The sequence below is a fragment of the Scytonema sp. NUACC21 genome, assembly GCF_054684315.1.
This window is the reverse complement of the sequence record NZ_BAAFZH010000101.1, coordinates 35,271-61,190: the sequence shown is the minus strand read 5'-3', so window position 1 is coordinate 61,190 and position 25,920 is coordinate 35,271. Positions and strand designations below refer to the sequence as shown.

At 40.6% G+C, this 25,920-nt stretch carries 15 protein-coding genes and 1 pseudogene; 10 read left to right on the top strand and 6 right to left on the bottom strand.

Annotated elements, in window-relative coordinates:
• Positions 1-535 precede the first annotated feature (535 nt).
• A complete protein-coding gene (locus tag ACYRY3_RS32780; RefSeq protein WP_460205844.1) occupies positions 536-5,116 on the top strand; it encodes an AAA family ATPase in 4,581 nt (1,526 codons plus the stop codon).
• A gap of 13 nt (positions 5,117-5,129) precedes the next feature.
• On the opposite strand, the gene ACYRY3_RS32775 is transcribed toward ACYRY3_RS32780, so the two are convergent.
• The 3 genes from ACYRY3_RS32775 to ACYRY3_RS32765 all read right to left on the bottom strand — a co-directional run bounded on the left by ACYRY3_RS32775 (position 5,130) and on the right by ACYRY3_RS32765 (position 6,737).
• On the bottom strand, positions 5,130-5,336 hold the full coding sequence (locus ACYRY3_RS32775; protein WP_460205843.1) for a response regulator: 207 nt from the start codon (positions 5,334-5,336) through the stop codon (positions 5,130-5,132).
• A 163-nt stretch (positions 5,337-5,499) separates the two neighbouring features.
• A complete protein-coding gene (locus ACYRY3_RS32770; protein ID WP_460205975.1) occupies positions 5,500-5,784 on the bottom strand; it encodes a WD40 repeat domain-containing protein in 285 nt (94 codons plus the stop codon).
• Between the two features lie 515 nt (positions 5,785-6,299).
• Positions 6,300-6,737, bottom strand: coding sequence for a QcrA and Rieske domain-containing protein (locus ACYRY3_RS32765; protein ID WP_460205842.1), 438 nt, complete (start codon positions 6,735-6,737; stop codon positions 6,300-6,302).
• 145 nt (positions 6,738-6,882) lie between these two features.
• Here ACYRY3_RS32765 and ACYRY3_RS32760 point away from each other — a divergent pair, with 145 nt between their 5' ends.
• The 3 genes from ACYRY3_RS32760 (at position 6,883) to ACYRY3_RS32750 (ending at position 11,904) form a co-directional block, all read left to right on the top strand.
• Positions 6,883-8,082: a Coenzyme F420 hydrogenase/dehydrogenase, beta subunit C-terminal domain gene (locus tag ACYRY3_RS32760; protein WP_460205841.1), complete on the top strand. Its 1,200-nt coding sequence runs from the start codon at positions 6,883-6,885 to the stop codon at positions 8,080-8,082.
• Positions 8,083-8,535: 453 nt separating this feature from the next.
• Entirely contained in the window at positions 8,536-9,891 is a 1,356-nt protein-coding gene (locus tag ACYRY3_RS32755) for an alkaline phosphatase PhoX (protein WP_460205974.1), read from the top strand.
• Positions 9,892-10,278: 387 nt separating this feature from the next.
• The gene (locus ACYRY3_RS32750; RefSeq protein ID WP_460205840.1) at positions 10,279-11,904 is read left to right on the top strand and encodes a TAXI family TRAP transporter solute-binding subunit; all 1,626 of its coding nucleotides are present in this window, start codon (positions 10,279-10,281) and stop codon (positions 11,902-11,904) included.
• A 108-nt stretch (positions 11,905-12,012) separates the two neighbouring features.
• On the opposite strand, the pseudogene ACYRY3_RS32745 reads toward ACYRY3_RS32750, so the two are convergent.
• Positions 12,013-13,182 (bottom strand): annotated as a pseudogene (locus tag ACYRY3_RS32745) (methionine gamma-lyase family protein); the annotation flags it as partial.
• 240 nt (positions 13,183-13,422) lie between these two features.
• Here ACYRY3_RS32745 and ACYRY3_RS32740 point away from each other — a divergent pair.
• Positions 13,423-14,157 carry a hypothetical protein gene (locus ACYRY3_RS32740; protein ID WP_460205839.1) on the top strand — a complete coding sequence of 245 codons (735 nt, stop codon included), beginning with the start codon at positions 13,423-13,425 and terminating at the stop codon, positions 14,155-14,157.
• A gap of 55 nt (positions 14,158-14,212) precedes the next feature.
• Here the strand turns inward: ACYRY3_RS32740 and ACYRY3_RS32735 are convergent, their stop codons facing one another.
• Positions 14,213-15,346 carry a quinone-dependent dihydroorotate dehydrogenase gene (locus ACYRY3_RS32735; RefSeq protein ID WP_460205838.1) on the bottom strand — a complete coding sequence of 378 codons (1,134 nt, stop codon included), beginning with the start codon at positions 15,344-15,346 and terminating at the stop codon, positions 14,213-14,215.
• A 108-nt stretch (positions 15,347-15,454) separates the two neighbouring features.
• On the opposite strand from ACYRY3_RS32735, the gene ACYRY3_RS32730 reads away from it, so the two are divergent.
• The 5 genes from ACYRY3_RS32730 to ACYRY3_RS32710 all read left to right on the top strand — a co-directional run bounded on the left by ACYRY3_RS32730 (position 15,455) and on the right by ACYRY3_RS32710 (position 24,467).
• A complete protein-coding gene (locus ACYRY3_RS32730) occupies positions 15,455-18,319 on the top strand; it encodes a sensor histidine kinase (RefSeq protein ID WP_460205837.1) in 2,865 nt (954 codons plus the stop codon).
• A gap of 265 nt (positions 18,320-18,584) precedes the next feature.
• Positions 18,585-21,728, top strand: a complete 3,144-nt coding sequence (locus ACYRY3_RS32725) for a PAS domain S-box protein (protein WP_460205836.1) — start codon at positions 18,585-18,587, stop codon at positions 21,726-21,728.
• Positions 21,729-22,351: 623 nt separating this feature from the next.
• Positions 22,352-23,062, top strand: a complete 711-nt coding sequence (locus tag ACYRY3_RS32720; protein ID WP_460205835.1) for a hypothetical protein — start codon at positions 22,352-22,354, stop codon at positions 23,060-23,062.
• 168 nt (positions 23,063-23,230) lie between these two features.
• Complete coding sequence (locus tag ACYRY3_RS32715) at positions 23,231-23,395, top strand: DUF2256 domain-containing protein (protein WP_460205834.1); 165 nt, start codon at positions 23,231-23,233, stop codon at positions 23,393-23,395.
• A gap of 112 nt (positions 23,396-23,507) precedes the next feature.
• Positions 23,508-24,467 (top strand): isoaspartyl peptidase/L-asparaginase, encoded by a 960-nt coding sequence (locus ACYRY3_RS32710; RefSeq protein WP_460205833.1) that lies wholly within the window; start codon positions 23,508-23,510, stop codon positions 24,465-24,467.
• Between the two features lie 46 nt (positions 24,468-24,513).
• On the opposite strand, the gene glmU is transcribed toward ACYRY3_RS32710, so the two are convergent.
• Positions 24,514-25,878 (bottom strand): bifunctional UDP-N-acetylglucosamine diphosphorylase/glucosamine-1-phosphate N-acetyltransferase GlmU, encoded by a 1,365-nt coding sequence (gene glmU, locus ACYRY3_RS32705; RefSeq protein ID WP_460205832.1) that lies wholly within the window; start codon positions 25,876-25,878, stop codon positions 24,514-24,516.
• Positions 25,879-25,920: the final 42 nt, after the last annotated feature.

The following is a 25,920-nucleotide window of genomic DNA, read 5'->3' as shown; positions in this document are numbered from 1 at the left end:
TCACACTTTTCAAAATGAGTCTAAACCAGGATATCTCCAAATTGAAATAGATGCTGCTTTTATCTCAAAACATGATATTACAAATAATTAAGAATTGTTAAGCAAGGAATATCTGGTATTTCGCTCCCCATATTTTGAGTCACTTGAACCAAAAGGGAATTGAATGTGGGATCTTCCTCCCTTTATAAGCATAAGCTACGGTGATTATTTCTTAATTTATTTTGAAATTTAGGCAATTTATAACTCCAACATTGTTTGCAATTTATTACAACTGTATTTTCTTCATTAGTTCTTTATTTTTTATTTATAATCTTATATTTACAACCTGCCCAAAATACAAGCACTCAGCCTTGAGCAATAGACTATCAGCTAAAGCAAGAAAATTATCAGTGTTATAACTGATGATTACCGCGCTCTTGGTTCAGTCTACGCAACTCCAAAAGCCAAAAACTCCTCTTATCTGACTGCGGCTCGCTGAATGCTTACCTCAAAATTAGCAAAAAAAATTACTACTAGTAATATAAATTAATAAAAAATGACTATCTCTTTACCCGGTTACTTACTCAACGAATGCCTGCATGAAGGTATAGATACCGCTATTTATCGTGGTCGCCGAGAGTCAGATTTATCTACAGTAATTATCAAAACTATCAATGCCGAATATCCAACTTTAGAAGAGATTACAAGGCTGCGCCACGAATATAAAATTCTCCAGACTCTAGTGGATATCAAAGGAATAGCAAAAGTATACAGCTTGGAACATTATGGTAACAATTCGGCAATAATTTTAGAGGATTTTTGGGGCATATCTTTTCAAAAATTATTAACCTTAGGTAAATTACCAGTTTTGCCATTTCTCTCCATTGCCATTCAACTAGCTGATATTTTGTACGGAATACATAAAAACCACATTATTCATAAAGACATTAACCCTCAAAATATCCTTTTAGATTCGGATAGCTTGACAGTCAAATTAATTGATTTCAGCATTGCTTCTCGACTCGCTAAAGAAAATTCCTGCATTACCAATCCCGAAAGACTAGAAGGAACACTTGCTTACATCTCACCAGAGCAAACGGCGAGAATGAATCGGTCAGTAGATTACCGCACGGATTTTTATTCTCTCGGTGTGACTTTCTATGAAATGCTGACGGGTCAATTACCGTTTAAAACTACCGATGCTTTAGAATTGGTACACTGCCATATAGCTAAAAACCCAACACCACCTCACGAAGTTGACCCAGAAATCCCCAAACCAGTGTCGGAGATTGTGTTGAAGTTAATGGCAAAAGCTGCTGAAGATAGGTATCAAAATGCTTTGGGTTTAAAAGCAGACTTAGAAACTTGTTTGTATCAGTTGCAATCCCAAGGTAGAATTGCGGAATTTACTCTGGGAGAGTTAGATCGCTCCGGTCAATTTTTGATTCCACAAAAACTCTACGGACGCATCCAGGAAGTGCGATCGCTTCTAGAAGCATTTGGTCGGGTATCCACTGGTAGCACAGAAATGATGCTAGTTTCTGGTTACTCTGGAATTGGTAAAACCAGTGTTGTTAATGAAATTCACAAACCCATAGTCCGACAACGCGGATATTTTATTTCTGGTAAGTTTGACCAGTTTAAGAAAAATATTCCTTATGCAGCCTTAATCCAGGCTTTTCAAACTTTAATTCACCAGATACTAACACAAAGCCCCGAAAAAATTGCCAATTGGAAACAAAACCTTTTGGCAGCATTAAGCCCAAATGCTCAAATAATTATTGACGTCATTCCCGAATTAGAACACATTGTCGGCTCTCAACTGCCTGTACCTGAACTTGGAGCTACCGAATTCCACAATCGGTTACATCGAGTTTTTCAACAATTTTTCGATGTTTTTGCCAAACTCGAACACCCACTTGTTTTATTTTTAGATGACTTACAGTGGGCGGATGCAGCATCCCTGAAATTAATTGAGAACGTAATATGCAACACAGACAGTAAATATTTATTGTTAATAGGTGCGTATCGAGATAATGAAGTTAGTCCAACCCATCCCACAATCATTACAATTGAAAAAATTCGCTCCCGCAAAGCTTTAGTCAAGAATATTGTCCTTCAGCCATTAACCTTTGACAATATTTGTGAATTGCTTAGTGATACACTTAACAAAACCCTAACTCTACAAAGTTCTTCTCTATATGAGAGCGATCGCAATAGGATAAAAGATTTAGCTGAATTAATTTATAATAAAACTCAGGGAAATCCTTTTTTCCTCACTCAAATGCTACAAACACTTTATACTGAAGGTTTGTTGCATTTTAACTTTGCTTTGAGACAATGGGAGTGGGATATACTGCAAATTCAAGCAGTAGGAATCACAGATTACAACGTTGTAGAATTGGTGGTACGAAATCTGCAAAAACTACCAAATTCAACCCAGGAAGTTTTAAAGTTAGCAGCTTGTATGGGGCATCAATTTACCTTAGAAAATCTAGCAGCAGTGAATAAGATATCCTTACAAGATACTGCTAATGCACTGTGGGAGGCACTGCAATCTGGTTTAATTTTGCCCCTCTCTCAAGCATACAAAATTCCCATGGTTTTAAAAAAATTAGAACAGGAGCATTGGCAGGTAGATGATTTCAAAATTAGCTATAAGTTTTTGCACGATCGCGTGCAGCAAGCAGCATATTCTTTAATTCCTGATGACCAAAAGCAAAAAACTCACCTTAGTATTGGTTGCTTGTTATTGCAGAAAAATCCCGATTCTGCCTTGGAAGAAAATATCTTTGATATTGTCAACCAACTTAATATCGGGCTGGAATTAATGACTCAAGCAAGCGAAAAAGAACATCTCGCTTCTCTTAATTTAATTGCTGGTTCTAAAGCCAAACAAGCAACAGCTTATGAAGCTGCTGTTAAATATTTAAATATAGGGTTAAGACTGATTTCAGAAACAACTTGGTCTACTAATTATGACTTAGCCCTTCATCTTTATACCGCAACAGCAGAAGCTGAGTACCTCAATACCAATTACGAGCGGGCTAAACAACTCTCAGATATTGTTTTAGCTAAAGCTAGACAGCCTCTAGAAAAAATTAAAGTCTACGAGACACAAATTCAATTTTATATTGCTCAAAATCAAATGTTAGAGGCAGTAAACACTGCTTTAGAAGCATTGAAACTCCTCAGAATTTCTTTGCCTAAAGCACCTAGCAAATGTAATATTATAGGTAACTCGCTTATAACTAAAATGATTGTTGCAGCAAAGGGTATTGATAATTTAGCCCAGTTGCCAGAGATGACAGATCCCTATAAAATTGCGGCAATGCGGGTATTAATTACTGTCCTGGTTCCTGCCTATCTGACAACTCCAAATTTATTCCCACTCGTCACATTTAAGATGGTTAATCTGAGTGTGCGGTATGGAAATTCTCCACAAGCTGCTTATGGATATGCTCTTTATGGCTGGCTGCTATGTGGAGCGTTGGGAGATATTAAGTCTGGATATGAATTTGGACAACTGGCGATGAAGCTGCTAGAGCGCTTTGATAACACAGAACTAAAATGCAAAGTTGTAAATATATTTAATGCTTTTGTTCGTCATTGGAAAGAACATGGTAGAGAAATCATTCCAGCTTTTGTAGACTCTCTAAAAATGAGTTTAGAAGCAGGTGACATAGAATATGCAGGTTACAGCAGTATTAATTATTGTCACTACACATTTTTACTGGGTGAGGATTTAGATAGTGTTATTTCTTCCCATAAACCCTACATTAATTTAATGCGGAAGCTGAAACAGGAATATGTCATTCATTCAATTAGTACGGTCGGACAAACGATAGCTAATTTATTGAGCGAATCAGCCAATTCCTGCCGTTTAATTGGCGCAATCTTTAATGAAGAAGAAATGGTGCCAGTTTTTCAAGAAGCAAATATCATGACTTCACTATTCATGACTTACTTCTATAAAGCCATGCTGCTTTATTTGTTTAAACAGTATGACCAATCTGTAGAAAATGCAGAGTTGGCAGAAAGATATACAGCAAGCATTCTTGGGTTTATGACATTGGCAACGCACAATTTTTACTATTCTTTGGCGTTGTTAGCTAGCTATCAAAATCAGCAGAATCCAAAGGCTCAAAAACGGATTTTGCAAAAAGTTGAAACCAATCAGAAAAAAATGATAAATTGGGCAGAACACGCCCCAGATAATTATCGGCACAAATACGAGTTAATTGAAGCTGAAAAAGCCCGAGTTTTAGGAAATCATGCTAAAGCAATCTCCCATTACAAAGAAGCTATTCAAGGAGCAGCACAGTCCGGTTATCTTCAAGAAGAAGCTTTAGCCAATGAGTTAGTAGCTGAATTTTATTTTGCTAGGAGTCAAGAGGCTATAGCTGAGGTTTATCTCATTAAATCATACTATGGCTATATTCGCTGGGGAGCAAACGCAAAAGTCAAAGATTTAGAATCACGGTACCCAGACTTCTTTTCCAGAATTCTTCAGCGAGAAAATATTAAGCTTGATATTAGCCAAACAATAGTGACTGCTAAATCAACAATACACTCAGAAGCACTGGATGTAGCCGCAGTTGCAAAAGCTTTGCAAGCAATCGCATCGGAAAGCGATTTTGACAAATTGCTTGCTAAATTAATGCTTGTTACTGTCGAGTCGGCTGGTGCTTCTAAAGGAGTTCTGTTATTGTCAAAAGCCGGACAATTAAAACCAGTTGCTGCGATCGCTCACCCAGTATTGTCAGTTAACAATGAACTCGAATTAATAACAACTAAACCTTCAGCACCTGTTGAATATGAAGTCCGCTTGCTGTCTTCACCTACAAAAACAGAATCCCTGCCAGAATTGCCTGTTTCAGTGATTAATTATGTTGAGAGGACACAAAAAACTTTGGTATTAAATCATGCCAGAGATGAGGGTATTTTCATTAACGATCCTTATATTCTCAAAACGCAACCAAAATCTATCTATTGCTGCCCCTTAATCCATCAAGAGCAATTTATTGGCTTACTTTATTTAGAGAATGACTTATCCGTGGGAGTTTTTACAAATACACGCTTGGAGGTTTTACAACTTTTAGCCTCTCAAGCTGGTATTTCTTTACTAGATACCTAATGCCAACTCTCTACTAGAAATCTTGATTTGGAGGACGTAGTAAAGAGGGAATTTGCTTTACCAATTTCACCAAATCATTCATCGGTCGTCCTGTTTTGACAAAGTATGAGTTAGCCCCTAAAGCCATTACTCTACTAATTTTATTAGGAAGGTCAGAACTACTCATAACAATAACAGGCAAGCCTTGCAAGGAAGGTTGTTGCTTAATCCATTCCAGCAACGGTTCTTGCGTACTTAGCGTGCTATTTTTATTGAAAAATAAGCTTGAGCCCAATGCTAGCCAAGCATAACAGCCATTATTGAATGCAAAACGGTCGGATGACTGAAAATTCAGACTAAAAGCGCCTGTAAGCCTTGATATTAAAGCAAATTTATCAACTGGATTAACAATTTAGCACGATATGTACGAAAGAACCAATTTTTCTATCAACACTACCACTTGCAATTATCTGACCATCAGGGCTAATGGCAACAGATAAAACGGCTTCCGCTTGTCCAGCAAAGGTATAAAGCCATTTCCCAGTTTTCAAGTCCCATATATGAACTGAAGTGTCATCACTTCCGCTAACAAGAGTTTGTCCATCGGGTGTGAAAGCGATCGCATTCACTGCAGCAGAGTGACCCTTGAGAGTTTGGGTGCATTTTGGAAACTCACACTGGTAACCTATATAAGCCTAATCTACAAAATTAACAACGTCATCAGAGATTCCCGCAAAGTAGAAAAAATACTATGCTGAAATCTAGCCGATTTCTTTATAAAAATTTTAAAATAGGAGCATAAATATTTAGGTATTAAACCTGTCAAGTCGCTTTGCGCCAATCGGTTATACCATTTCACTTTAATCATGATACATATACATCCTGTAGAGAGGCTTTAAACAGCGCGTCTCTACACTTTCGATTTGTATCATCCTTATTATGAAATCGTATTAGGGGCTTGTATCCTCAATAAATTAATTATTAATTAATCCGTAACTCATGAATTTTTAATAACGAAGACAATCAAGAATTTGATTAAATGTTGGGTTTCGTTCCTCAACCCAACCTACTCATCCATTTAATTCAAAACTGGTCTAGAAGGTCATTTGTAAAAGAAATCTTAAATTGCCAAATGTGTTGTATGGGAGAACAAAGTGGTACCCAACAATTCGATTAAATGTTGGGTAGAAGAATGAAACCCAACCTACCCTGCCTTTACTAAAACCTCATCCCCTTCAAGCTTAGCTGTGTACGTAGGTATCGGTTTGTCAGCCGGACCATTGAGAACTTTGCCGTCAAGGGCAAATTTGGAATCGTGACAGGGACAGACGAAGGCATTTTGGTCTTTTTGCCATGCGACATCACACCCTGCATGAGTACAAACTGGATTGACAGCTATCACTTGACTCGTGTTGCTTGGATCGCGAACTACCAACACTTTACCTGCCACGAATTTCTCGTTAAGGATTTGACCAGTTTTGTCTAAATCTACTACTGTGCCGACTGGCTGAAACCCATCAGCACGGGGCGGAGTTGCAGGTACCTGGGATTGTTGGGAAGAAGAACAGGCAGTGAGGACTCCAGGGAGAGAACTGGCAATGGTTCCTACACTCACACAACCGATAAATTCACGACGATTCATTACAAAATTCACCTTGGTTAAAAGTTTTCTTAGAGTATAGAAACACAAGCAAAACAACTCGTTCCCGTCCTAGGGAAACTTATTTGGCACTAATCTCTGGCATATTGTGAAATAAGTCATCTAGGTTTTTTAAGAAGAAATTTTAATGACCTCAGTAGATTATCCCAAACACAACAAAGCCAAAGCCCTCGCACCTGGTAGCCGTCGCCCTGCAAAAGAACTTTGTAGCGAATGCGGGCTTTGCGATACATATTATATTCACTATGTCAAGGAAGCTTGCGCTTTTATTAATCAGCAAATAGACCAACTCGAACAACAGACCCACTCGCGATCGCGCAATTTAGACAATCCCGACGAAATCTACTTTGGTGTCCACCAAGACATGATGGCGGCGCGGAAAAAGGAGCCGATTCCTGGTGCTCAATGGACTGGTATTGTCAGTACTATAGCAATTGAAATGCTGAATCGCGGCATTGTTGAGGGCGTTGTTTGCGTCCAAAACACTAAAGAAGACCGCTTTGGTCCGATGCCTGTTATCGCTCGTACCCCAGAGGAAGTACTAGCAGCCAGGGTTAATAAACCAACTCTGTCACCCAATCTTTCTATTTTGGAACAGGTAGAAAAATCAGGGCTAAAACGGCTGTTAGCGATCGGTGTTGGTTGTCAAATTCAAGCATTACGGGCTGTAGAAAAACAACTCGGCTTAGAAAAACTTTACGTTTTGGGAACTCCTTGTGTAGATAATGTCAGCCGTGAGGGATTGCAAAAATTCTTAGAAACAACCAGCAAATCACCTGATACGGTGGTTCATTACGAATTTATGCAAGACTTCCAGGTTCACTTTAAACATGAAGATGGGTCCATAGAGAAGGTGCCTTTCTTTGGATTAAAGACCAATCAACTCAAAGACGTTTTTGCCCCTTCCTGCATGAGTTGTTTTGATTATGTGAATTCTCTTGCAGATTTAGTTGTGGGTTACATGGGCGCACCCTTTGGCTGGCAGTGGATTGTTGTCAGAAACGAACAAGGTCAAAAAATGTTGGATTTGGTGAAAGACCAACTGGACACTCAACCAGTCATGTCGAAGGGCGATCGCAAAGCAGCCGTCCAACAAAGTATACCTGCTTACGACAAAGGTGTTACCCTTCCAATGTGGGTGGCGAAACTTATGGGCGTCGTCATTGAAAAAATCGGTCCCAAAGGTTTGGAATATGCTCGTTTTTCTATCGACTCCCACTTTACCCGCAACTATTTGTATGTGAAGCGGAATCACCCAGAGAAATTAGAAGCCCACGTTCCAGAATTTGCCAAGCGCATTGTTGGGCAGTATAAGTTACCGGAGTAGTCAGCAACCCCCGGATTTAATCCGGGGAAATTATGCCTAAAAAGAAATAAGTAAGTTTGGGGAAATCAAAGCATTTATATGAAGAAATATAAATTTCTATAGCCCCTACAAATGAAAAAGGACAAACGATAAAAGATGACCTTAAAAGACTAACTTTCTTTTAAGAAATCTACTAACAAATTTATATTTTTTCAAGATAACTTTTCTGATTAAAATACAATTAACACTGTCATTAACTAACCTTAACTTTACACGTATATCCTCTTGAAGGAAGAACTAAGTGAGTAGATTTGGTAACAAAAATTCCTGTGTCAAAAGTTGAGCAATACACAAGTTGTGCAAGCCATACCAAGCAATCAGTTTAGGTATGGAAGCTCTACAGATATTCTCAATCCTTGCCCTGAGTATTGCACGCCATCTGCTCATTTTTTAGCTGCAGATATAGAGGGGACTATGGCTTTATCTAGAAGAAAATTTTTTACCCTTGCAGGCGTCACGGCTGCAACTGTTGTTGTGGGAGACAACTTAAAAGGTCTTTACGCAAGAGCACAAGGGGTAAATTCGACAACCTATGGCTACGGTCCGCTGTTTCCAGATCCCAATGGCTTATTAGATTTACCCGGTGGCTTTCATTACAAAGCATTTTCCCGGACAGGCGATCCCATGAGCGATGGCAACCCCGTACCCGGTGGTCACGATGGAATGGCGGCTTTTCCTGGACCAAAACGCTCTGTTATCTTGGTTCGCAACCACGAACTCAGTCCAAATTCCTCAACACAAGTTTTGGGCAACAAATATGACGAGCTTTGTAAGGGTGGTACAACAACACTGGTTGTTAGTCCAGAACGCGAACTGATTAGAGATTATGCTTCACTAGCAGGAACCTATCGTAACTGTGCTGGTGGTCCAACTCCTTGGGGTTCCTGGATTAGTTGTGAAGAAAACACCTCAACTCCAGAAACAACTCCAGAAACCATAGAACAGCCAGCCAATTCTGGTATTTTCGTACCCAATCCCAACAGAGTCACCAAGCGCCACGGTTACAACTTTGAAGTCCCAGCGCTTTTAAAACCTAAAAAAGGTACTGTAGACCCCGTACCTTTAGTAGAAATGGGTCGATTCAATCATGAAGCTGTTGCTGTAGATCCGAGAACCGGAATTGTTTATGAGACAGAAGATGCAGGGGACAGCTTGTTCTACCGCTTTATTCCTAATAAACCAGGTCAATTAGAGGCGGGTGGTATCCTTGAGGCTCTTGTCATTAAGGGTATGCCTCAAGTCAACACTAAGACTGGTTTCCCTGTAGGTGTACGAAAGGAAGTAGAGTGGGTACGCATTGAAGATTACGACCCCTACGAAGATACCGTGCGGAAAGAAGGTTTTGCCAAGGGGGCCGCACAATTTGCTCGCGGTGAAGGAATATGGTATGGCAACGGAGAGTTTTACTTCTGTGCTACCAGTGGCGGTGCTAACAGTGGTGGTCAAGTTTGGCGCTATATTCCTGGTAAAAATGCCAAGGAAGGTGGCACTATCGAATTATTTGTCGAGCCAAACGATAAAAGCATACTAGATATGCCCGACAACATAGTTGTAGCTCCCTTTGGAGACCTGATTCTTTGTGAAGACGGCGATGATGACCAGTTCTTGGTTGGGGTAACTCCTCAAGGAGGGCTGTATCAATTTGCTCGCAACGCTATTAATGACAGAGAGTTCGCTGGTGCTTGCTTCTCTCCAGATGGTCAAACATTGTTTGTGAATATCCAAACTCCCGGAATCACTTTTGCTATCTGGGGACCCTGGGATAAATAAGTAGGACGGGGAAAATACCTATCCCACAAATCCATATTTTTTGTGGGATAGGTGGGATACCCAGCCTTGAAACTGCATTTAAATTTTATGTAAAAAATTTGCTATCAACCCTGAACTAGTGTTACGAAACTTAGTAGTAATAACTGTTTCTATTCACATGATAATCATGTAACTCAGTAGAACAGTTAATTAACTAGTAGTACACGTCGGCACAAATAAGGATACCATTGTGAATTTTTGTATAGCTTGCAGTATAAGCCTGTAACTTTCATCCTTTAGCCTTCATACTTCAGCCTTTTTGTACTGGGTTATACCTGCTTTAATTTTTCAAGGCAGGAGAAAACCATTATTCAATTATCTTTGCCAGATATTGGAATTTTGATAATTATGGCAGCATTCAAAACTTCTTCTAAACTCTCTTTTCTCAACTTTTTTCGCCAACTCGATCCTCTATCTAAAGTAATCTTTATCAGTCTTGGGTTTTTTAGCATAAGCTTAGTAGCACTGGGGACATGGAAGCTTGTCAGTCGTTTAACAGCCCCTGAACTTATCCTTGTCGCTGGTGACAAACAAGGGGAAAGCTATATTATCAGCCAAGCAATTGCAAAGGTTGTTGAAAGCGAATCTAACATCAAAATTACGGTTAAAGATACTGGTGGTACTGCAGAAAGCCTTGAGAAGTTAAAAATGGGGGCAGCACAACTGGGAGTAGCTCAAGCAGATGTTGTTTCTGAAACAATAGATGTATTGCCCGACAGCAAGACGCCACCATCAAAGTCTGAGGGGGCAAATGCCGTACTGAGAAGCGTAGTAGTTTTATATCGGGATTTATTTCAGTTAGTGGTTAGAGACCCCAGTATTAAGCAATTCAATCAATTGGAGGGAAAAACTGTTGCTTTGCCGGCAAAGGGAGGGCAATATAAGTCTTTTTTGAAAGTAGCACAGCATTATGGTTTAAGAAATATTAAAATTACAGGAAATTTAAAAAAACAACAAGATTACGACGATAAGAAAGCAGAAGAAGATTTTAAATCTGGAAGAGCAGATGCTTTATTTCGTGTTCGTGCTGCAGGAAATCAAGGGATCTCTCAACTTGTACAAACTTATGGTGGGGTACTGGTGCCGATTCAACAAGCACAAGCTATGAAAATTAAGCATCCAGCGTTTGAAGATGCAGAAATTCCTCAAGGGACTTATAAAGGAGATCCGCCCGTACCCGACCAAAATCTACCAACTGTAGCAGTATCTAGGCTTTTGGTAGCCAATGACACGGTTGAACCCGGTTTGATTCGAGATATCACTCGCATCATACTTGAGAATCGTCAGGCGATCGCGAATGCTGTTTCTCCAGAACATCCTGAAGTTAAACCCCTCGTTGCTAATATTAATGACCCTAGAGAATCCGCCAGTACAGGGGTTCCTCCCCTCCATCCTGGAGCCCTTGCTTTTTATGATAGAAACCAGCCCTCTTTTATTCAAGAAAATGCTGATTCTTTAGGTTTATTATTGACATTAATCTTGTTAGCATTTTCTTGGATTCGTCAAATAAAAACATGGATGGAAACTAGTAAGAAAAATGAATCTGATGTCTATATTCAATCAGCTATTAATTTAATGAAATCAAGTTCGGGAGACTTGGACAATAATCAAAAGCAACTTGACGAAGTGTTTAGAAAAGCTGCTGATGCTCTTATTGATGAAAAAATCTCCCAGGAGTCGTTCCGAACTTTTAACGAGGCTTACAAAACTTCTCGGGAAACAATAGAGCGTGAAAAGCAAATTGAACATCAAAAAATTGAACACAAACAGAGAGAACTTTCTGCAACTTACATTAAAGCAATAGTTGAGCTATTGCGAAACAGTAATGGTGATAAGGATATACTTGAGGCACAAATAGACAAAATTCTTAAAGAAGTTGCAGAAAAATTGATTTTGGAAGAAATTTCTCAAGAATCATTCCGAACTTTTATTGAAGCCTATAAAACGACAAGAGATGCAATTGAACGGCAATAATTAGGGGTTAGGGTTTAGTAGATAGTAGTTAGTAGCTGATAATTATCAAATACAACTAACCATCAACTATCAACCGTCCACTAACCCCTATCTACTATTCACTATCCATTAACACTTTCCCACTGCCTCAATTGCCGCTTCCAACGCGATGGCGACATGAGTCCAGTGAGTTCCACCTTGACAGTAAACAACGTATGGTTCTCGCAAAGGACCATCGGCTGAAAATTCAGAGGTGCTACCCTCAATAAATGTCCCTCCAGCCATCACAACTTTGCTTTCATAACCGGGCATTTCATCTGGGATGGGGTCGAGGTAGGAACCAATGGGAGAATTTTGCTGTATGGCTTTGCAAAAAGCAATCAACTTTTCAGCAGAACCCAATTTAATTGCTTGAATCACATCCCGACGGGGAGCAAGTGGTGCTGGATTGACTGGATAACCCAACTTGTCGAATACGTATCCGGTTAAGTGAGTTCCTTTCATCGCTTCTCCTACCATCTGCGGGGCAAGAAACAGCCCTTGGAATAGCAAACGGTTTTGATCGAGAGTCGCACCTCCATAACTGCCAATTCCAGGGGCTGTGAGGCGGCAAGTTGCTGCTTCTACCAAGTCAGCACGTCCGGCAACATAACCACCAGCTGTTACAATAGTACCACCAGGGTTTTTAATCAAAGACCCTGCTATTAAATCAGCCCCAACATGAGTGGGTTCTTGAGTTTCAATAAATTCGCCATAGCAGTTATCAACAAAGCAAACTGTGTTTGGGTTTTGCTGTTTGACCAAGTGGATAATTTTTTGAATATCGGCGATTGAGAGGCTAGGACGCCAAGAATAGCCGCAAGAACGCTGAATTAGTACCAAACGTGTCCTGTCCTCTATCAGACGGCTTAATGCTTCCCAATTTACAGTTCCTTCTTCAGTCAGATCCAATTGTCGGTAATGAATGCCAAAGTCAAGAAGAGAGCCTTGACCTTCACCGCGTAATCCAATCACTTCTTCAAGTGTGTCGTAGGGTGCGCCTACCACAGCAAGCATTTCATCACCTGGACGTAGAACACCGAATAAAGCACAGGCAATTGCGTGGGTTCCTGAAACGAATTGTACCCGCACAGCAGCTGCCTCAGCGCCCATGACCTGGGCAAAAACTTTATCTAAGGTTTCTCGCCCTAAATCATCGTGTCCGTAACCCGTGACACTAGCAAAATGGTGTGCGCCTACGCGACGATCGCGGAAAGAATTTAGCACTCGTTGAAGATTTTGCTTGACCTGAGCGTCAACTCATTTTTCGATCCAGTCGTAGAGCGGGTTTCAGCCTTCATCTTAGTAGTTCATTTGTTCGCGCCCCAAGGGCTGGCAGTGGTCACCCTATTGTTTGCTGTCTAAGCATTGACAATTGACCAATTTGCCGCAGTTTTGCTTGGACAATTTTCCGGCAAATAGACAATTGTTACAAACTATTGCCACAATTTTTGCCAAGATAATATTATTTCTCAACAAAGTCACTTGGCAATTATCGGCATGAGTGAAAAAACAATAGAAAGCTACGGCAAGGGTTTTCTAGTTCTACTTTTGCCTATCTCGTTTCTGATTATTTTCGTTGTTGCTACCTGGCGAATTTGGCTGGGATTAATCCTGCTTGTCTTGGCGTTCAATGTCTGGCAGTTTTATAAATGGCAACAGTGGTGCCGTAAAGTTAACCCTGTTTTCCATCAACTGATCCGAGAAAACCAAGGGAGGGTTACACCAATAGACTTGGCAATGAAAGGCAATTTTTCTGGGGAAACGGCAAGACGTTACCTGGAAAATAAAGCAACAGAATTTGGTGCTCGTACTGTTGATTCTGAGGATGGAGGTAAAGTTTATTACTTCATCACTGCTAGTACTCTAGGCAGCATACTTGACAGTAGCGAACCACCCAAAGAACTGGCTGCTGAACCCGTTGCCCATCGTGCTCTACCAATTCTGGCACCACCTCCACCCAAACCGCTTGTTCAAGAACCAGAGGCTGAATTACCACCTCAGCAAACCCATGAGACACCACAAAAAACACTAGAAAAGCAGTTGTTTTTGGGTTCTCTTATTCAATCTGAACTTGCCAAGCGGCTGAATGTTTATTCCAGTACGGTGTACAAAAGGAGAGACGATCCAGATTTCCCAGAGTGGAGCCGTAGTAAGGACCCTGATGGCATTGCATGGAAATACTCCCGAAAAACTAAAGAGTTTTTTCCATTAGAACTAGAGGAAAAAAATTAATCGTGGAAAGTCAAAAGTCAAAAGAGGTTTCTTTTAACTTTTGCCTTTTTACTTTTTACTTTTGAGCGGCAATGCCAACAACTTCTGAGATGGAATTTAACCCAGTTTGTTCTAGTTTGGATAACAAACCTCTGAGAATACGGCTTACCATAGCTGGACCTTCATAAATCCAACCCGTATAAACTTGGATTAGGCTAGCACCCGCAGTAATTTTCTCCCAGGCGTCTTCTGGGGTGAAGATCCCTCCAACACCAATAATGGGGATTTGACCTGCGGTTTGCTGCCAAATAAAACGAATAACCTCGGTGGAACGTTCTCTCAATGGAGCACCGCTAATGCCACCAGCTTCGTCTTGAGGTGATTTGCCAGTTGAGGCAATAACCTGAGTTTTCAACCCATCTCTACTAATAGTGGTGTTTGTGGCAATAATTCCAGCGAGTTGATAGGTTTTTGCCAAAGAAATAATATCGGTTATTGCTTGCCATTCCAAATCTGGAGCTATCTTGACAAAAATGGGCTTTTGTTGGGAATTTTCCTGTTGCAAGGTGTCTAAGATAGAACTTAGCATGGCAGCATCTTGGAGCGATCGCAGTCCAGGGGTATTGGGGGAAGAAACGTTGACGACAAAGTAGTCCCCATAATCCTTAAGCAAATGAAAACTATTGCGATAATCTTGTGCAGCGTCTTCTAAAGTCGTTATCTTAGATTTACCCAAGTTTAAACCTATAGGTATTGACCTGAACTCTTGCTGAATTTCCGCTAAGCGTCTTGCCATCTCCTCCGCACCGTTGTTATTAAAACCCATGCGGTTGAGGGCAGCTTTATCCAAAGGCAAACGGAACAACCGGGGCGGGGGATTTCCTGATTGTTTGTGAAAAGTTACAGTTCCCAGTTCTGCAAAGCCAAAACCAAAGCTTGACCATATGGGAACTGCGGCTCCATCTTTATCAAAACCTGCCGCCAAACCTATAGGGTTGGGAAACTTTAGTCCAAATAGATCTTGTTCTAGGCGTTTATCGCAAAGGCAGAACAATTGCACGAGAAGTTCGTCAATCCAACTTGCGGGAGGACGAACACGAGCCTTTCCCAACCAGCTTAAACTGCGAATTGTCCTCTGATGTAACCACTCTGGATCTGTTTTTGCCAGAGTGAACAAAAGGGGACGAATTGCATCTTTGTAAATATCCAATTTAATATCCCCACGCTAAAATTCACAATCTTAAATCGAAAATCGCTTAATCTGCGTGCTTTTATGGGCACCTTATATAGTAACAATCTACGTTGACCGATAATTCAGATGTTGCCCCCACAAAAACAAACAGCAGCCGACCAACATATATTGTCCTTGGGGCGCGTCCTCCAAAGCCTCAGGGAAGAGAACAATGTTGACGTTTTGATTGAAACCACTATCTCTTACCTAAAAGAGCAGTTTGATTATAGGCTAGTTTGGATTGCTCTTTACGATCGCCTGAGCCACATATTATTTGGTAAAGGAGGGATGACGCCCAACCCTGATAGCAGTTACTTGAGACAAAGGGTTGTTCTTAATCCAGGCGATTTGTTAGAACAAGTCGTGATTGAACAGCGCCCTATAGGAGTAGCTGACTTAAGAGCGGAAAACCGTGCTGAGGGATGGCAAGAGTTTGCAGAAAAATTTAACATACAGGGCACGATCGTATTGCCTATTCGTTATAAAGATCGTTGTTTGGGTATTGTGCTGCTGGGTTCGGAACGTTGGGGCTATTTGCTGGGTGGTGAAGCCAAAGCTCGGTTGATGATGGTTTTAGGGGAACTGGGGGCGGCGCTTTATCAAAGTGAAATGGATTTGCAGCAAAGGCAAACTAAGCGCTTGGACGAGCCATTACTGCGATTGCTAGAAAATGTGCGAATTCTAGGTAACTTAGAGCAAAAACTGGAAGCTGTCGTACAAGCAACTCATGAATTTGTTGCACCCACTCGGACAAAAATTTACTGGTTTGAGCGGGAAAAACGATATTTTTGGATGCGAGCCAACAATCAGCATGGCAGAACGCATACAGAACAGCAGATAGGATCTGTGATTACAGTGCAGGAACTCAGCGACTTTTATTATGCTTTGTCGGTCAATGAACTTGTGTCGATAGGGGAAGGACGCAGTTCTTTAAAAAGCACTTTTACAGCTAAGCTTCTGCAACGCCTCCAGGTGCGATCGCTTTTAGCAGCTCCAATTATTTGGCAAAAGGACTTGCTTGGTTTTCTGGCGGTTGAAGCCAGAGAAGCTCGAATTTGGTCGGAGGCAGAAAAAAATTTCGTGACAGGTGCTGCTGGGTTAATAGCCCTAGCAACTCCTACAGAAAGTATGGAAAGCACTATTAAACAAATTCAAGAAGATGCTCAACTAACCAGTCAAATCGCTAAAGCTATCTGTAAAGATTCCGACAATCTAGAAATTTTACGCATTTGTGCAACAAAAGTTTTAGAGCGTTTGGGAGGGTCGCGCTTTTTACTCCTCGATTTCGACTCGGATCAAAATAAATATCAACTTTTATACCAAAATCAACCATACAATCGTCGAAATTTGACATCAGCTTTTGATGCTCTGAAAGAACTGGATTGGCAAATGTTGCATCGTTCAACAGAGGCGGTGGGTATTGAAAATATTGAAGAAGATTTAAGATTTTATAACTGGCGTCCTCAGTTGCTAGAAAGTGGAGTGCATTCTTTTCTCATCAGTAACTGCACTCAGGGTCATGCACCAGAATCTCTCTTAGTTATTACAAGTGAAGCGAGTCGCTCTTGGACAACCCAAGAAAAGGAACTTCTCCAAGCCGTTAGTCAGCAGATTGGTGTGATTGTTCGTCAATGGCGGCTGCATCAAGTGACCCAACAGCAACAAAAAATATTGCGTAGCTTTCAGCAATGCTTCCGTATTTTAGAACAAGCTCAAATGAGTATTACTCAACCCATCCAAGAGTTTGAACGAGCGGCACTCGAACAAATAGCATCGGTTCTTGAGTGTCCTTTAGCATTGCTGCTATCTTGGACATCCGAACAAGATGTTGCTAACATTATACCAGGTGTTATTGCTAACAATCAATTTGAAGTCAACACTGATGCTGCTCTTTCAATTTATACTGAACCCTTAATCTATTGGGCACTAACTACAGATGGTTTATTAGGTATCAAGGTAGATGATTTACCCGAACAAACTAGGAGATGGCTGAACGGTCCGGATATTGGACAGATTTTAGTTATGGCGTTACGTACTACAACAGATTATCAACCAACAGGTGTTGTGGTCATGGCAGACCGTGCAGAACGTCAGTGGTCAGAACAAAGCCTCAGTGCCTTAGAGTCCCTGATTTGTCAATTAGCTTGGTCTCGACGGCATTTGCAAATCGCACAAATTTTCCAGTCTACAACTCACAACCTTCAACAACTGAATTGGTATAAACATCGTCGTTTGGAAGAAATACAAAGAACCGCCATACTTTTACTCGGTCAAATGTACGATTTGGGTGTTCCTACAAATGAACTTACCCATACACGTTACCTGCAGTTGCTGCGTCAACTAGATACGGCAACAGCATCAATGTCAGAAATGCTGAAACTTGAGCAGTGGCGGGTACACATCAGCAAAGAGACTGTACCAATAGCTAGCCTACTCAAACGCTCCCTTGAACGAATGGAAATTTTACTCAAACAACAAAGGTTGTGGGTCGGTGTGCATGGTTTGGGACAACCGATTGATAGCGGTTTGCCGGAAAAGAGTTATTCAACTTTATCTAATGCTTCTGATGGTTTAAAGCCCCAAGCTATGGCGATTACCGGCGATATAGTGAAAATAGAATTAGTTCTGTACGAATTATTAGTGAATGCTTGTCGCCGTTCAGCAGATGGCAGCAGAATTGACATTTGGTGTCGCCGTATGGATGAGCAGTTGCTGGAGGTGTCAATTACGGATAATGGCACCATTGAACCTCAACTTTTGGCAGAGTTGCATCAAGACACGCCGAAACAAGTGCTATCTCCCTCAAGTCTCAACCAACCGCCTGGTTTGCATCTGCTAATTTGTCAAAACCTCATGCAACTGATGGGAGGAGAACTGCATTTCTATCAGTTACCCGATGGTCGAGTCGTTAGTCGCTTGCTGTTGCCTTTAGCCAGAATATCGGTCAAGTAAACTCTCCTACTCTCCCTTTAGTCATCCTTTTCCTGGTTTTTACATTGTAGTAGCAGCTAATTTGTTTAGGTATATACCCTTTTCCGTATCTCGCACCAAGTCAGAATTTCATGACAAAAGAAACCGTAATTCCCAGAAAACTCGGTAGCTAAATTAACCAAATGGTAGTTATACTAACAGGCACTGACTGTAGTAAGTGTTACCTAACGATTTCGGTTGTCCAATGATTTTTCAACTTCTACAAAAGCCTCTGCCAACCTAATTTATGTATTTAAATCATTACCCAAAACTCTTCCAACTATTTTTAGAACATACACCCATTGCCATTGCGATCTTCGATTGTGAAATGCGCTATATAGCGACTAGTCGCAATTGGTTAGCAGAATTCTGCTTGGGCGAGCAAAGCCTCATTGGTCGTTTTCATGATGAAGTCATTTCGGAAATTCCTGACAAGTGGAAAGCAATCCATAAGCATTGTTTGGCAGCAGCTGCCAAGAGTAGCTATATGAATAGCGTTGTCAGAGTTGATGATTCTACTGATTGGATCAAATGGGAGAGCCGCCCCTGGTACGATTGCAACGAGCAAATCGGTGGTGTTGTATGTATAACTGAGGTCATTACCAACGATTGCCTTACAGAGGCATTAAGTCCGACAGAATATTGTTTTCAAACTCTAGCTGCCAAACTGACAGAAAAAATCTTTCAATTTTTACGGCGTCCGGATACTTTACTATTTTTATTTGATAATTACTATAATTATACCAAATTAATAGGATTAGAACAACAAGCAGTTCAGCAACATCTTGTGGACGAACTAGTTCATTCTAAAAATTGCCAAGAACATACAGGCTCAATTGCAGTTTCTGGCAATATATTACGACCAGAACAGTGGGAATGCAGAAGTGTTATATCTGCAGGTCAGCAGAAGTGGGTGAACTCTGTTTCCCAATCGTTTAAACAAAGTTATGGCACTTTTCTCTGGAATAAGCGAATGATTTGTATGAAAGACAAAGTCGAAGTAGAGGAGCAGTTAGACCAACATCAGGAAGAATTGGAAGCCCAAATACAACATCGCACAGCCGCACTCTACAAAATTAACCAACAACTGCAAGCAGAAATTATTGAGCGTCAACGGGTAGAAGAAGCTCTACGGCAAAGTGAGGCTCGTTTTATGCGTCTAGCTGCTAACATTCCAGGAATGATTTATCAATTTATACGGCGTGCAGATGGCTCTGAGTATTTCTCCTATGTTAGTCCTGGTTGTCGTGAATTGTATGAATTAGAGCCAGAAGAAATTCAAGAAGACATACACCGTTTTTATAAGTTAGTTCATCCAGATGAGCAACTAGATTTTAACCAGTCCATTACAGTTTCAGCAGAAAATTTACAGCCTTGGAGCAGAGAACACAGAATTATCACGCCATCAGGTCAGTTAAAGTGGGTGGAAGCTCGGTCCCGTTTAGAAAAGCAAGCTAACGGCGATATCATCTGGGATGGCGTAATAATGGATATTACTGAACGTAAGATTCCCGAACAAGAACTACAAACGTTTGTCTCTCTAGTTGAAAATAGTTCTGACTTTATTGCTATAGCTACCCTTGATAGTACAACACAGTTTCTAAATGAAGCAGGCCAAAAGCTTGTAGGAATTGAAAGTACAGAACAGTATAAAAAAACACATATATGTGATTACCACACACCAGAAGACTGGTTATATTTCCAAGAAAATATTCAATCAAGTCTTATGAAAACGGGACGGTGGCATGGAGAGTTCCACTTTCGTCATTTCCAGACAGGCAATCTTATTCCAATTGAGTATAACATTTTTGTAATTAAAAACCAAAAAACTAATGAGCCAATAGCTTTTGCTACCGTCACTCGAGACATAACAGAACGAAAACAAGCTGAAGCAGTGCTCAGGAAATCAGAAGCCCAATATCGAGAACTAGCATGTCGGGAAAAACTACTCAACAAACTAGCCAGTCAAATACGTGAATCTCTTGATATAGATATAGTTCTGGAAACAGCAATCAAGAATATTCAGCCGTTACTACAAATCGATCGCTGTAATTTTTCTTGGTTTCAGCAAGACAGCATTTCACCATATTGGGAGACGATTAAAGAAGCAAGAAATCCGGGTTTGCATAGTTTAGTAGGTCGCCATCCTGTTGATAAGGTTGGACCTGTGACTCAGATAATTCTGAGTCAACAAATACTTAAAATCAATGATGTTACAAAATATACAGAACCGATCCATCGCCAGTTCTTAGAATCCTTGGGATTCAAATCACAAATCTTGTTACCAATTCAGACCCTTACTGGTCGAAATGGTGTGATTGTCTGTGCTCACTGCACTGAACCTCACATTTGGACTGATAGTGAAATCGAGTTGTTGCAAGCGGTGACCGATCAGTTAACGATCGCAATTAACCAAGCTGAATTTTACACTCAAGCCCATCATGCCGCAATCACTGCTCAAAATCAGGCACAACAACTTAAGCAGACTGTGCAAGAACTTCAGAAAACTCAAACCCGATTGGTACAAACTGAAAAAATGTCGAGTTTGGGACAGCTAGTTGCTGGAGTTGCTCACGAAATTAACAACCCCGTTAACTTCATTTACGGCAATTTAGGTCATGCCAATAAATATATTGAAGACATATTACATTTACTCAAGCTTTATCAGCAGACATATCCCCAGCCAACTCTTGAAATTAGAGAAACAGTTGACACTATTGATTTAGATTTCGTGATTTCAGACTTGCCTAAACTGATCAGCTCGATGGAGGTTGGTGCTCAGCGGATTAGGGGAATTGTTCAATCATTGCGAACTTTCTCCCGCCTTGACCAAGCCGAGATGAAGGCTGTAGATCTTCATCAAGATATCGACAGTACACTATTGATTCTGCAACATCGTCTCAAACCCAAGCACGACCATCCTGGAATTGCGGTCATCAAAAATTACGGCAACTTACCTTTGGTGATGTGTTATCCCGGACAGCTAAACCAAGTGCTGATGAATTTGCTTGCTAATGCCATTGATGCTCTCGAGGGCTTTAATAGCTCCTGTCTGATAGATCGTGGGAAGGTTTTTTCTAACTCTCAATTCTCAATTCCCCATTCTCAATTCCCAATAATTCGCATTAGCACTGAAGTTTTAGACTGCGGGAAGATGGTTGCTATTCGTATTGCTGACAATGGACCAGGTATGACACCAGAAGTTCAGAAACGTATATTTGACCCATTTTTTACAACCAAACCCGTTGGTGTTGGTACAGGCTTAGGGCTTTCTATAAGTTATCAGATTGTTATAGAAAAGCATTGCGGTCAACTACACTGCTTTAGCGAACTAGGGCAAGGCACAGAATTCACCATTGAAATTCCTGTTTTTCAACCTGATAAAACCTAATGTATTAAGACACGTAAAATCACCCATAGCCATGCTATTTAGTTTGTGAGAATTGCTAAAGACCGGAAATTGCTTTCTTAAGGAAATCGGTTTTTGGCTCTTACAAATGATTTAGCTTGCTTTATTTCAGGTTCTCGTCTTTGACCTCTAACTCCTGGGCTGAACCTGAATTCATAACAATTTTATCAATCCAATTAGCTTGAGCTATTAGTTTTTCTAATTCCTGGAGAATTTCAGTAATATTATTTAAAGTAATTGCAAAAGTTATACTTTATTTTATTTTTCTTTAAATTGTATATCAGAAAAATTACTGTTGTCCAATTTAAAACAATATTTTACATTGTAATTAAATAGTTAATACGAGTTGTTTGTTGCAAAAATCATCTAGAATTTTTTAGCAAAGCCGAATTATTCGTATAACTGGTGAAAATATTGAAAATGTAATTGCCAATTGTTTGTAGGCTAAAAACTACGATAATCATACTGCCTAGTTATCAGCTGGCACTATCAAAAATAGTAAAGTTCAATCAGAACTCACCTAGGTCTGCTGTGTACGAAGATTAGCAATTATGTTTTGGTTAACTTTACTTTTACCTTGATAACAACTAGTTCCACGGAAAGACATGCAAGAAGTAATAGCTTTGATTCAAAATCACAAACAAGATTTTGCTCAATTACCTCTATTTAATTTTATGCAAGATAAAACTATAGACCCAAGGCAAAGACTAAGCTTTGCACCTTGTATGGCTCACTTTATCATGAGCTTTAGTGACTTGAATAAATATATTTTCAGAGACAATAAGTCTAAAAATGAACTGCAAAAAATCATTAACGAGCACAGTAATGAAGATAGCAAACATTGGTCTTGGTATATTACGGATCTTGACAAACTAGGATTCAATCAAGACGGCAATTTTACTCAAGCTTTAAAATTCCTTTGGAGCGAAGAAACAAAAATCACACGTCAAATTTCCTACCAAGTTTCTGCATATACTTGGCAGGCAGATCCTATCATCAAAGTAGCAGCGATTGAGTCTTTAGAAGCCATGGGTCACGTGTTTTTTAGTATGTCATTACCAATTGCCGTAGAATTACAAAAAATGACCAAAAAAGAATATGTGTATTTTGGTAATGTACATTTACAGGTAGAAACTGGACACACTATGGGTACACCAGAAGTTGAAGACTTTATTACCGATATAGAACTGACAAATGCACAGCGTCAAGAAGCTTTCGATGTGGTAGAGAAAACATTTAAAATTTTCTCGGAATGGACTTACGAGCTTTTAGCATATGCACGGGCGCAGAAAATAGAGCCTGTATTATCCAGATAATAGACCCTTTCTTCGGCTTTTACAACTCTTACTCGGTCAAACCCCCAAATTGAATTCTTGGAGATTACTCAAAATAAGTTGTCATAAGTACCCTACGGTTGTAGCAAAGTAGTTATAATTGACATCCAAATCTCAGAAATCCAACTCCAATTAACACCGTGTATTGATATGGGACGTGCTCGTTCTAAATCTGACTTGCCAACAAAAATTTGTCCGGTTTGTCAGCGCCCTTTTGCTTGGCGCAAGAAATGGGAAGATTGCTGGGATGACGTCAAATATTGCTCGGAACGATGCCGTCGTCGTCGTTCTGAAGCCAAAAAGACGGAAGAATGAGATATTTTGGCTACCAGCAGTCGGCACTTAGCACTCAGCACTTAGCTGATGGCGGATTGCAGATAGCTGGTAGCTAAATCAACCGCAGAGGCATGGAGACACAAGTAAAGAAATGGAAATAAAGGTGCAACCTAAATTAATCATTCATGGAGGGGCTGGTAGTTCTATAAAAGGCAAAGGAGGAGTCGAAACAGTACGCCGCTCGCTCTATAAAGTTGTGGAGGAGGTTTATTCTCTACTACTCTCTGGAGAAAGTGCTAAATCAGCGGTAGTGCGCGGCTGTCAAATGTTGGAAGACGATCCTTGCTTTAATGCCGGAACTGGTTCTGTATTGCAATCAGATGGTCAGATTCGCATGAGTGCTTCCTTGATGGATGGTGGCTCCCAAACTTTTAGTGGAGTCATCAATGTATCACGGGTAAAAAACCCCGTTGATTTGGCGCTTGCTTTACAAAACTCTCCCGATCGTATTTTGTCTGATTACGGTGCGGCTGAATTAGCAAGGGAATTACAAATTCCAAGCTATAACGGTTTGACCGAGTTACGGTTGCAAGAGTGGATACAAGAACGCCAAGATAATTTTAAAAGAGCAATGGCTGGGGTAGTGGCTGAAACTGAATTACTAGAAACCAGCAGTGCTCGACGCGGTACGATTGGTGTAGTGGCTTTAGATATTCAGGGTAAGTTGGCAGTAGGTACTTCTACTGGTGGGAAAGGATTTGAACGCATTGGTCGCGTTAGTGATTCTGCAATGCCTGCGGGCAATTATGCAACCAAATTTGCTGCTGTCAGCTGTACTGGTATCGGAGAAGATATCATTGATGAGTGCTTGGCAGCACGGATTGTTGTACGTGTCACTGATGGTATGTCTCTGAAAGAAGCTATGCAGCGCTCCTTTGCAGAAGCACATGAAAACCAACGAGATTTTGGCGCGATCGCCCTCGACGCAAACGGGGCAATAGCTTGGGGTAAAACTAGTCAGGTTCTCCTCGCCGCATTTCATGACGGCGAGAAGATTGGCGATACCTTAGAAATGCCCACTGGTACAGAAGTTGGTGTTTTTCACGGATAAAGTGTGAAAACTTATGAAGTGTGAAGGATGAAGTAAGAAATACTATTTACTCTTCATTCTTCTGATTTTTTAGCCGCCAACCGGGCTTCTCTACCTGACGAGCACGGGCAATCACCAAACAATCATCAGGAACATCTTCTGTGACTGCAGAACCAGCTGCTATGTAAACATCATTTCCTAATGATAAGGGGGCGACCAAAACACTATTAGCCCCCGTTTTCGTGCGATCGCCAATTTTTGTGGGGTGTTTTTTGACACCATCATAATTTGCGGTAATAGTACCTGCACCAATATTCACGCTGTTTCCTGCAGTAGTGTCGCCTAAATAAGATAAGTGGGCTGCATTGGAACGATCGCCTAATTTGGTATTTTTCAATTCGACAAAATTTCCTATACGACAGTTAGCACCTACAACAGCATGACCGCGCAAATGAGCGTAAGGACCGACTTTAGTTCCCGTCTGCACAATACTATCTGTCACCACAGAATATTGTATGGTCACATTCTCACCTATCTGGCTGTTTTCAATTAAACTTCCAGGTCCAATGCGACTGCCTGTCTGAATAACCGTACTACCTCGCAAGTGTGTTTGAGGTTCGATAATTACGTCTGGTTGTAATTCTACGGTGTCATCAATCGTAATACTGTTAGGATCTATGAGAGTGACACCCGCGCTCATCCATTTTTCTTTGATTCGCCTTTGTAAAATCTCGTATGCTGTTGCTAATTGAAGGCGGTCATTAATTCCCAGAATTTCCTGGTAATCTTCCAAATCTACTGCCATCACAGGTTCAATTTGACTCACTGCATCGGTTAAGTAGTATTCTTTTTGAGCGTTATTTGCTTGTAAGTTAGGCAGAATTCTTGCTAAATCCTGCCAGCGAAAGCAGTAAATCCCTGCATTGATACGTTTGTTCTGTTTTTGCTCCGGTGTACAATCCCGATCTTCAATAATTTGTTGTACTATGTTTTCACTATTACAAAAAACTCGACCGTAGCCTTTAGGGTTTTCTAGGTGTGCAGTCAGGATGGTGGCAGCATTTTGATTTCTAGTATGAGTTTGCAACAAATTTGTCAAGGTCTCTGTACGAAGTAATGGTACATCGCCATACAATACCAGTAAATCACCCGTATAATCCTTCAAATAGGGAAGCAATTGCTGGACTGCATGACCTGTCCCAAGTTGTTCTGTTTGTTCAACAAACTCCAAATTTGGAATTGACTGTAGGGCTGTTTTCACGTCTTCTGCTTGATACCCTACAATAACCATTTGCCGAATAGGCGAAAGGGGTTTTACACTCGCAATAACTTGTTCGATGAGCGCTCGCCCACCTAGGGAATGTAAAACTTTGGGCAGGTTTGATTTCATGCGTGTTCCGCGTCCTGCCGCCAAAATTGCTACGACTACCATAATACAGTGAATTGCTTTGACTGAGCTTGCTTATTCGAGTTT

Coding starts and splice junctions, on each gene's coding strand:
- ACYRY3_RS32780 (WP_460205844.1), top strand. CDS start 536: ATGACTATCTCTTTACCCGGTTACTTACTCAACGAATGCCTGCATGAA.
- ACYRY3_RS32765 (WP_460205842.1), bottom strand. CDS start 6,737: ATGAATCGTCGTGAATTTATCGGTTGTGTGAGTGTAGGAACCATTGCC.
- ACYRY3_RS32760 (WP_460205841.1), top strand. CDS start 6,883: ATGACCTCAGTAGATTATCCCAAACACAACAAAGCCAAAGCCCTCGCA.
- ACYRY3_RS32755 (WP_460205974.1), top strand. CDS start 8,536: ATGGCTTTATCTAGAAGAAAATTTTTTACCCTTGCAGGCGTCACGGCT.
- ACYRY3_RS32750 (WP_460205840.1), top strand. CDS start 10,279: ATGGCAGCATTCAAAACTTCTTCTAAACTCTCTTTTCTCAACTTTTTT.
- ACYRY3_RS32740 (WP_460205839.1), top strand. CDS start 13,423: ATGAGTGAAAAAACAATAGAAAGCTACGGCAAGGGTTTTCTAGTTCTA.
- ACYRY3_RS32730 (WP_460205837.1), top strand. CDS start 15,455: ATGTTGCCCCCACAAAAACAAACAGCAGCCGACCAACATATATTGTCC.
- ACYRY3_RS32725 (WP_460205836.1), top strand. CDS start 18,585: ATGTATTTAAATCATTACCCAAAACTCTTCCAACTATTTTTAGAACAT.
- ACYRY3_RS32720 (WP_460205835.1), top strand. CDS start 22,352: ATGCAAGAAGTAATAGCTTTGATTCAAAATCACAAACAAGATTTTGCT.
- ACYRY3_RS32715 (WP_460205834.1), top strand. CDS start 23,231: ATGGGACGTGCTCGTTCTAAATCTGACTTGCCAACAAAAATTTGTCCG.
- ACYRY3_RS32710 (WP_460205833.1), top strand. CDS start 23,508: ATGGAAATAAAGGTGCAACCTAAATTAATCATTCATGGAGGGGCTGGT.
- glmU (WP_460205832.1), bottom strand. CDS start 25,878: ATGGTAGTCGTAGCAATTTTGGCGGCAGGACGCGGAACACGCATGAAA.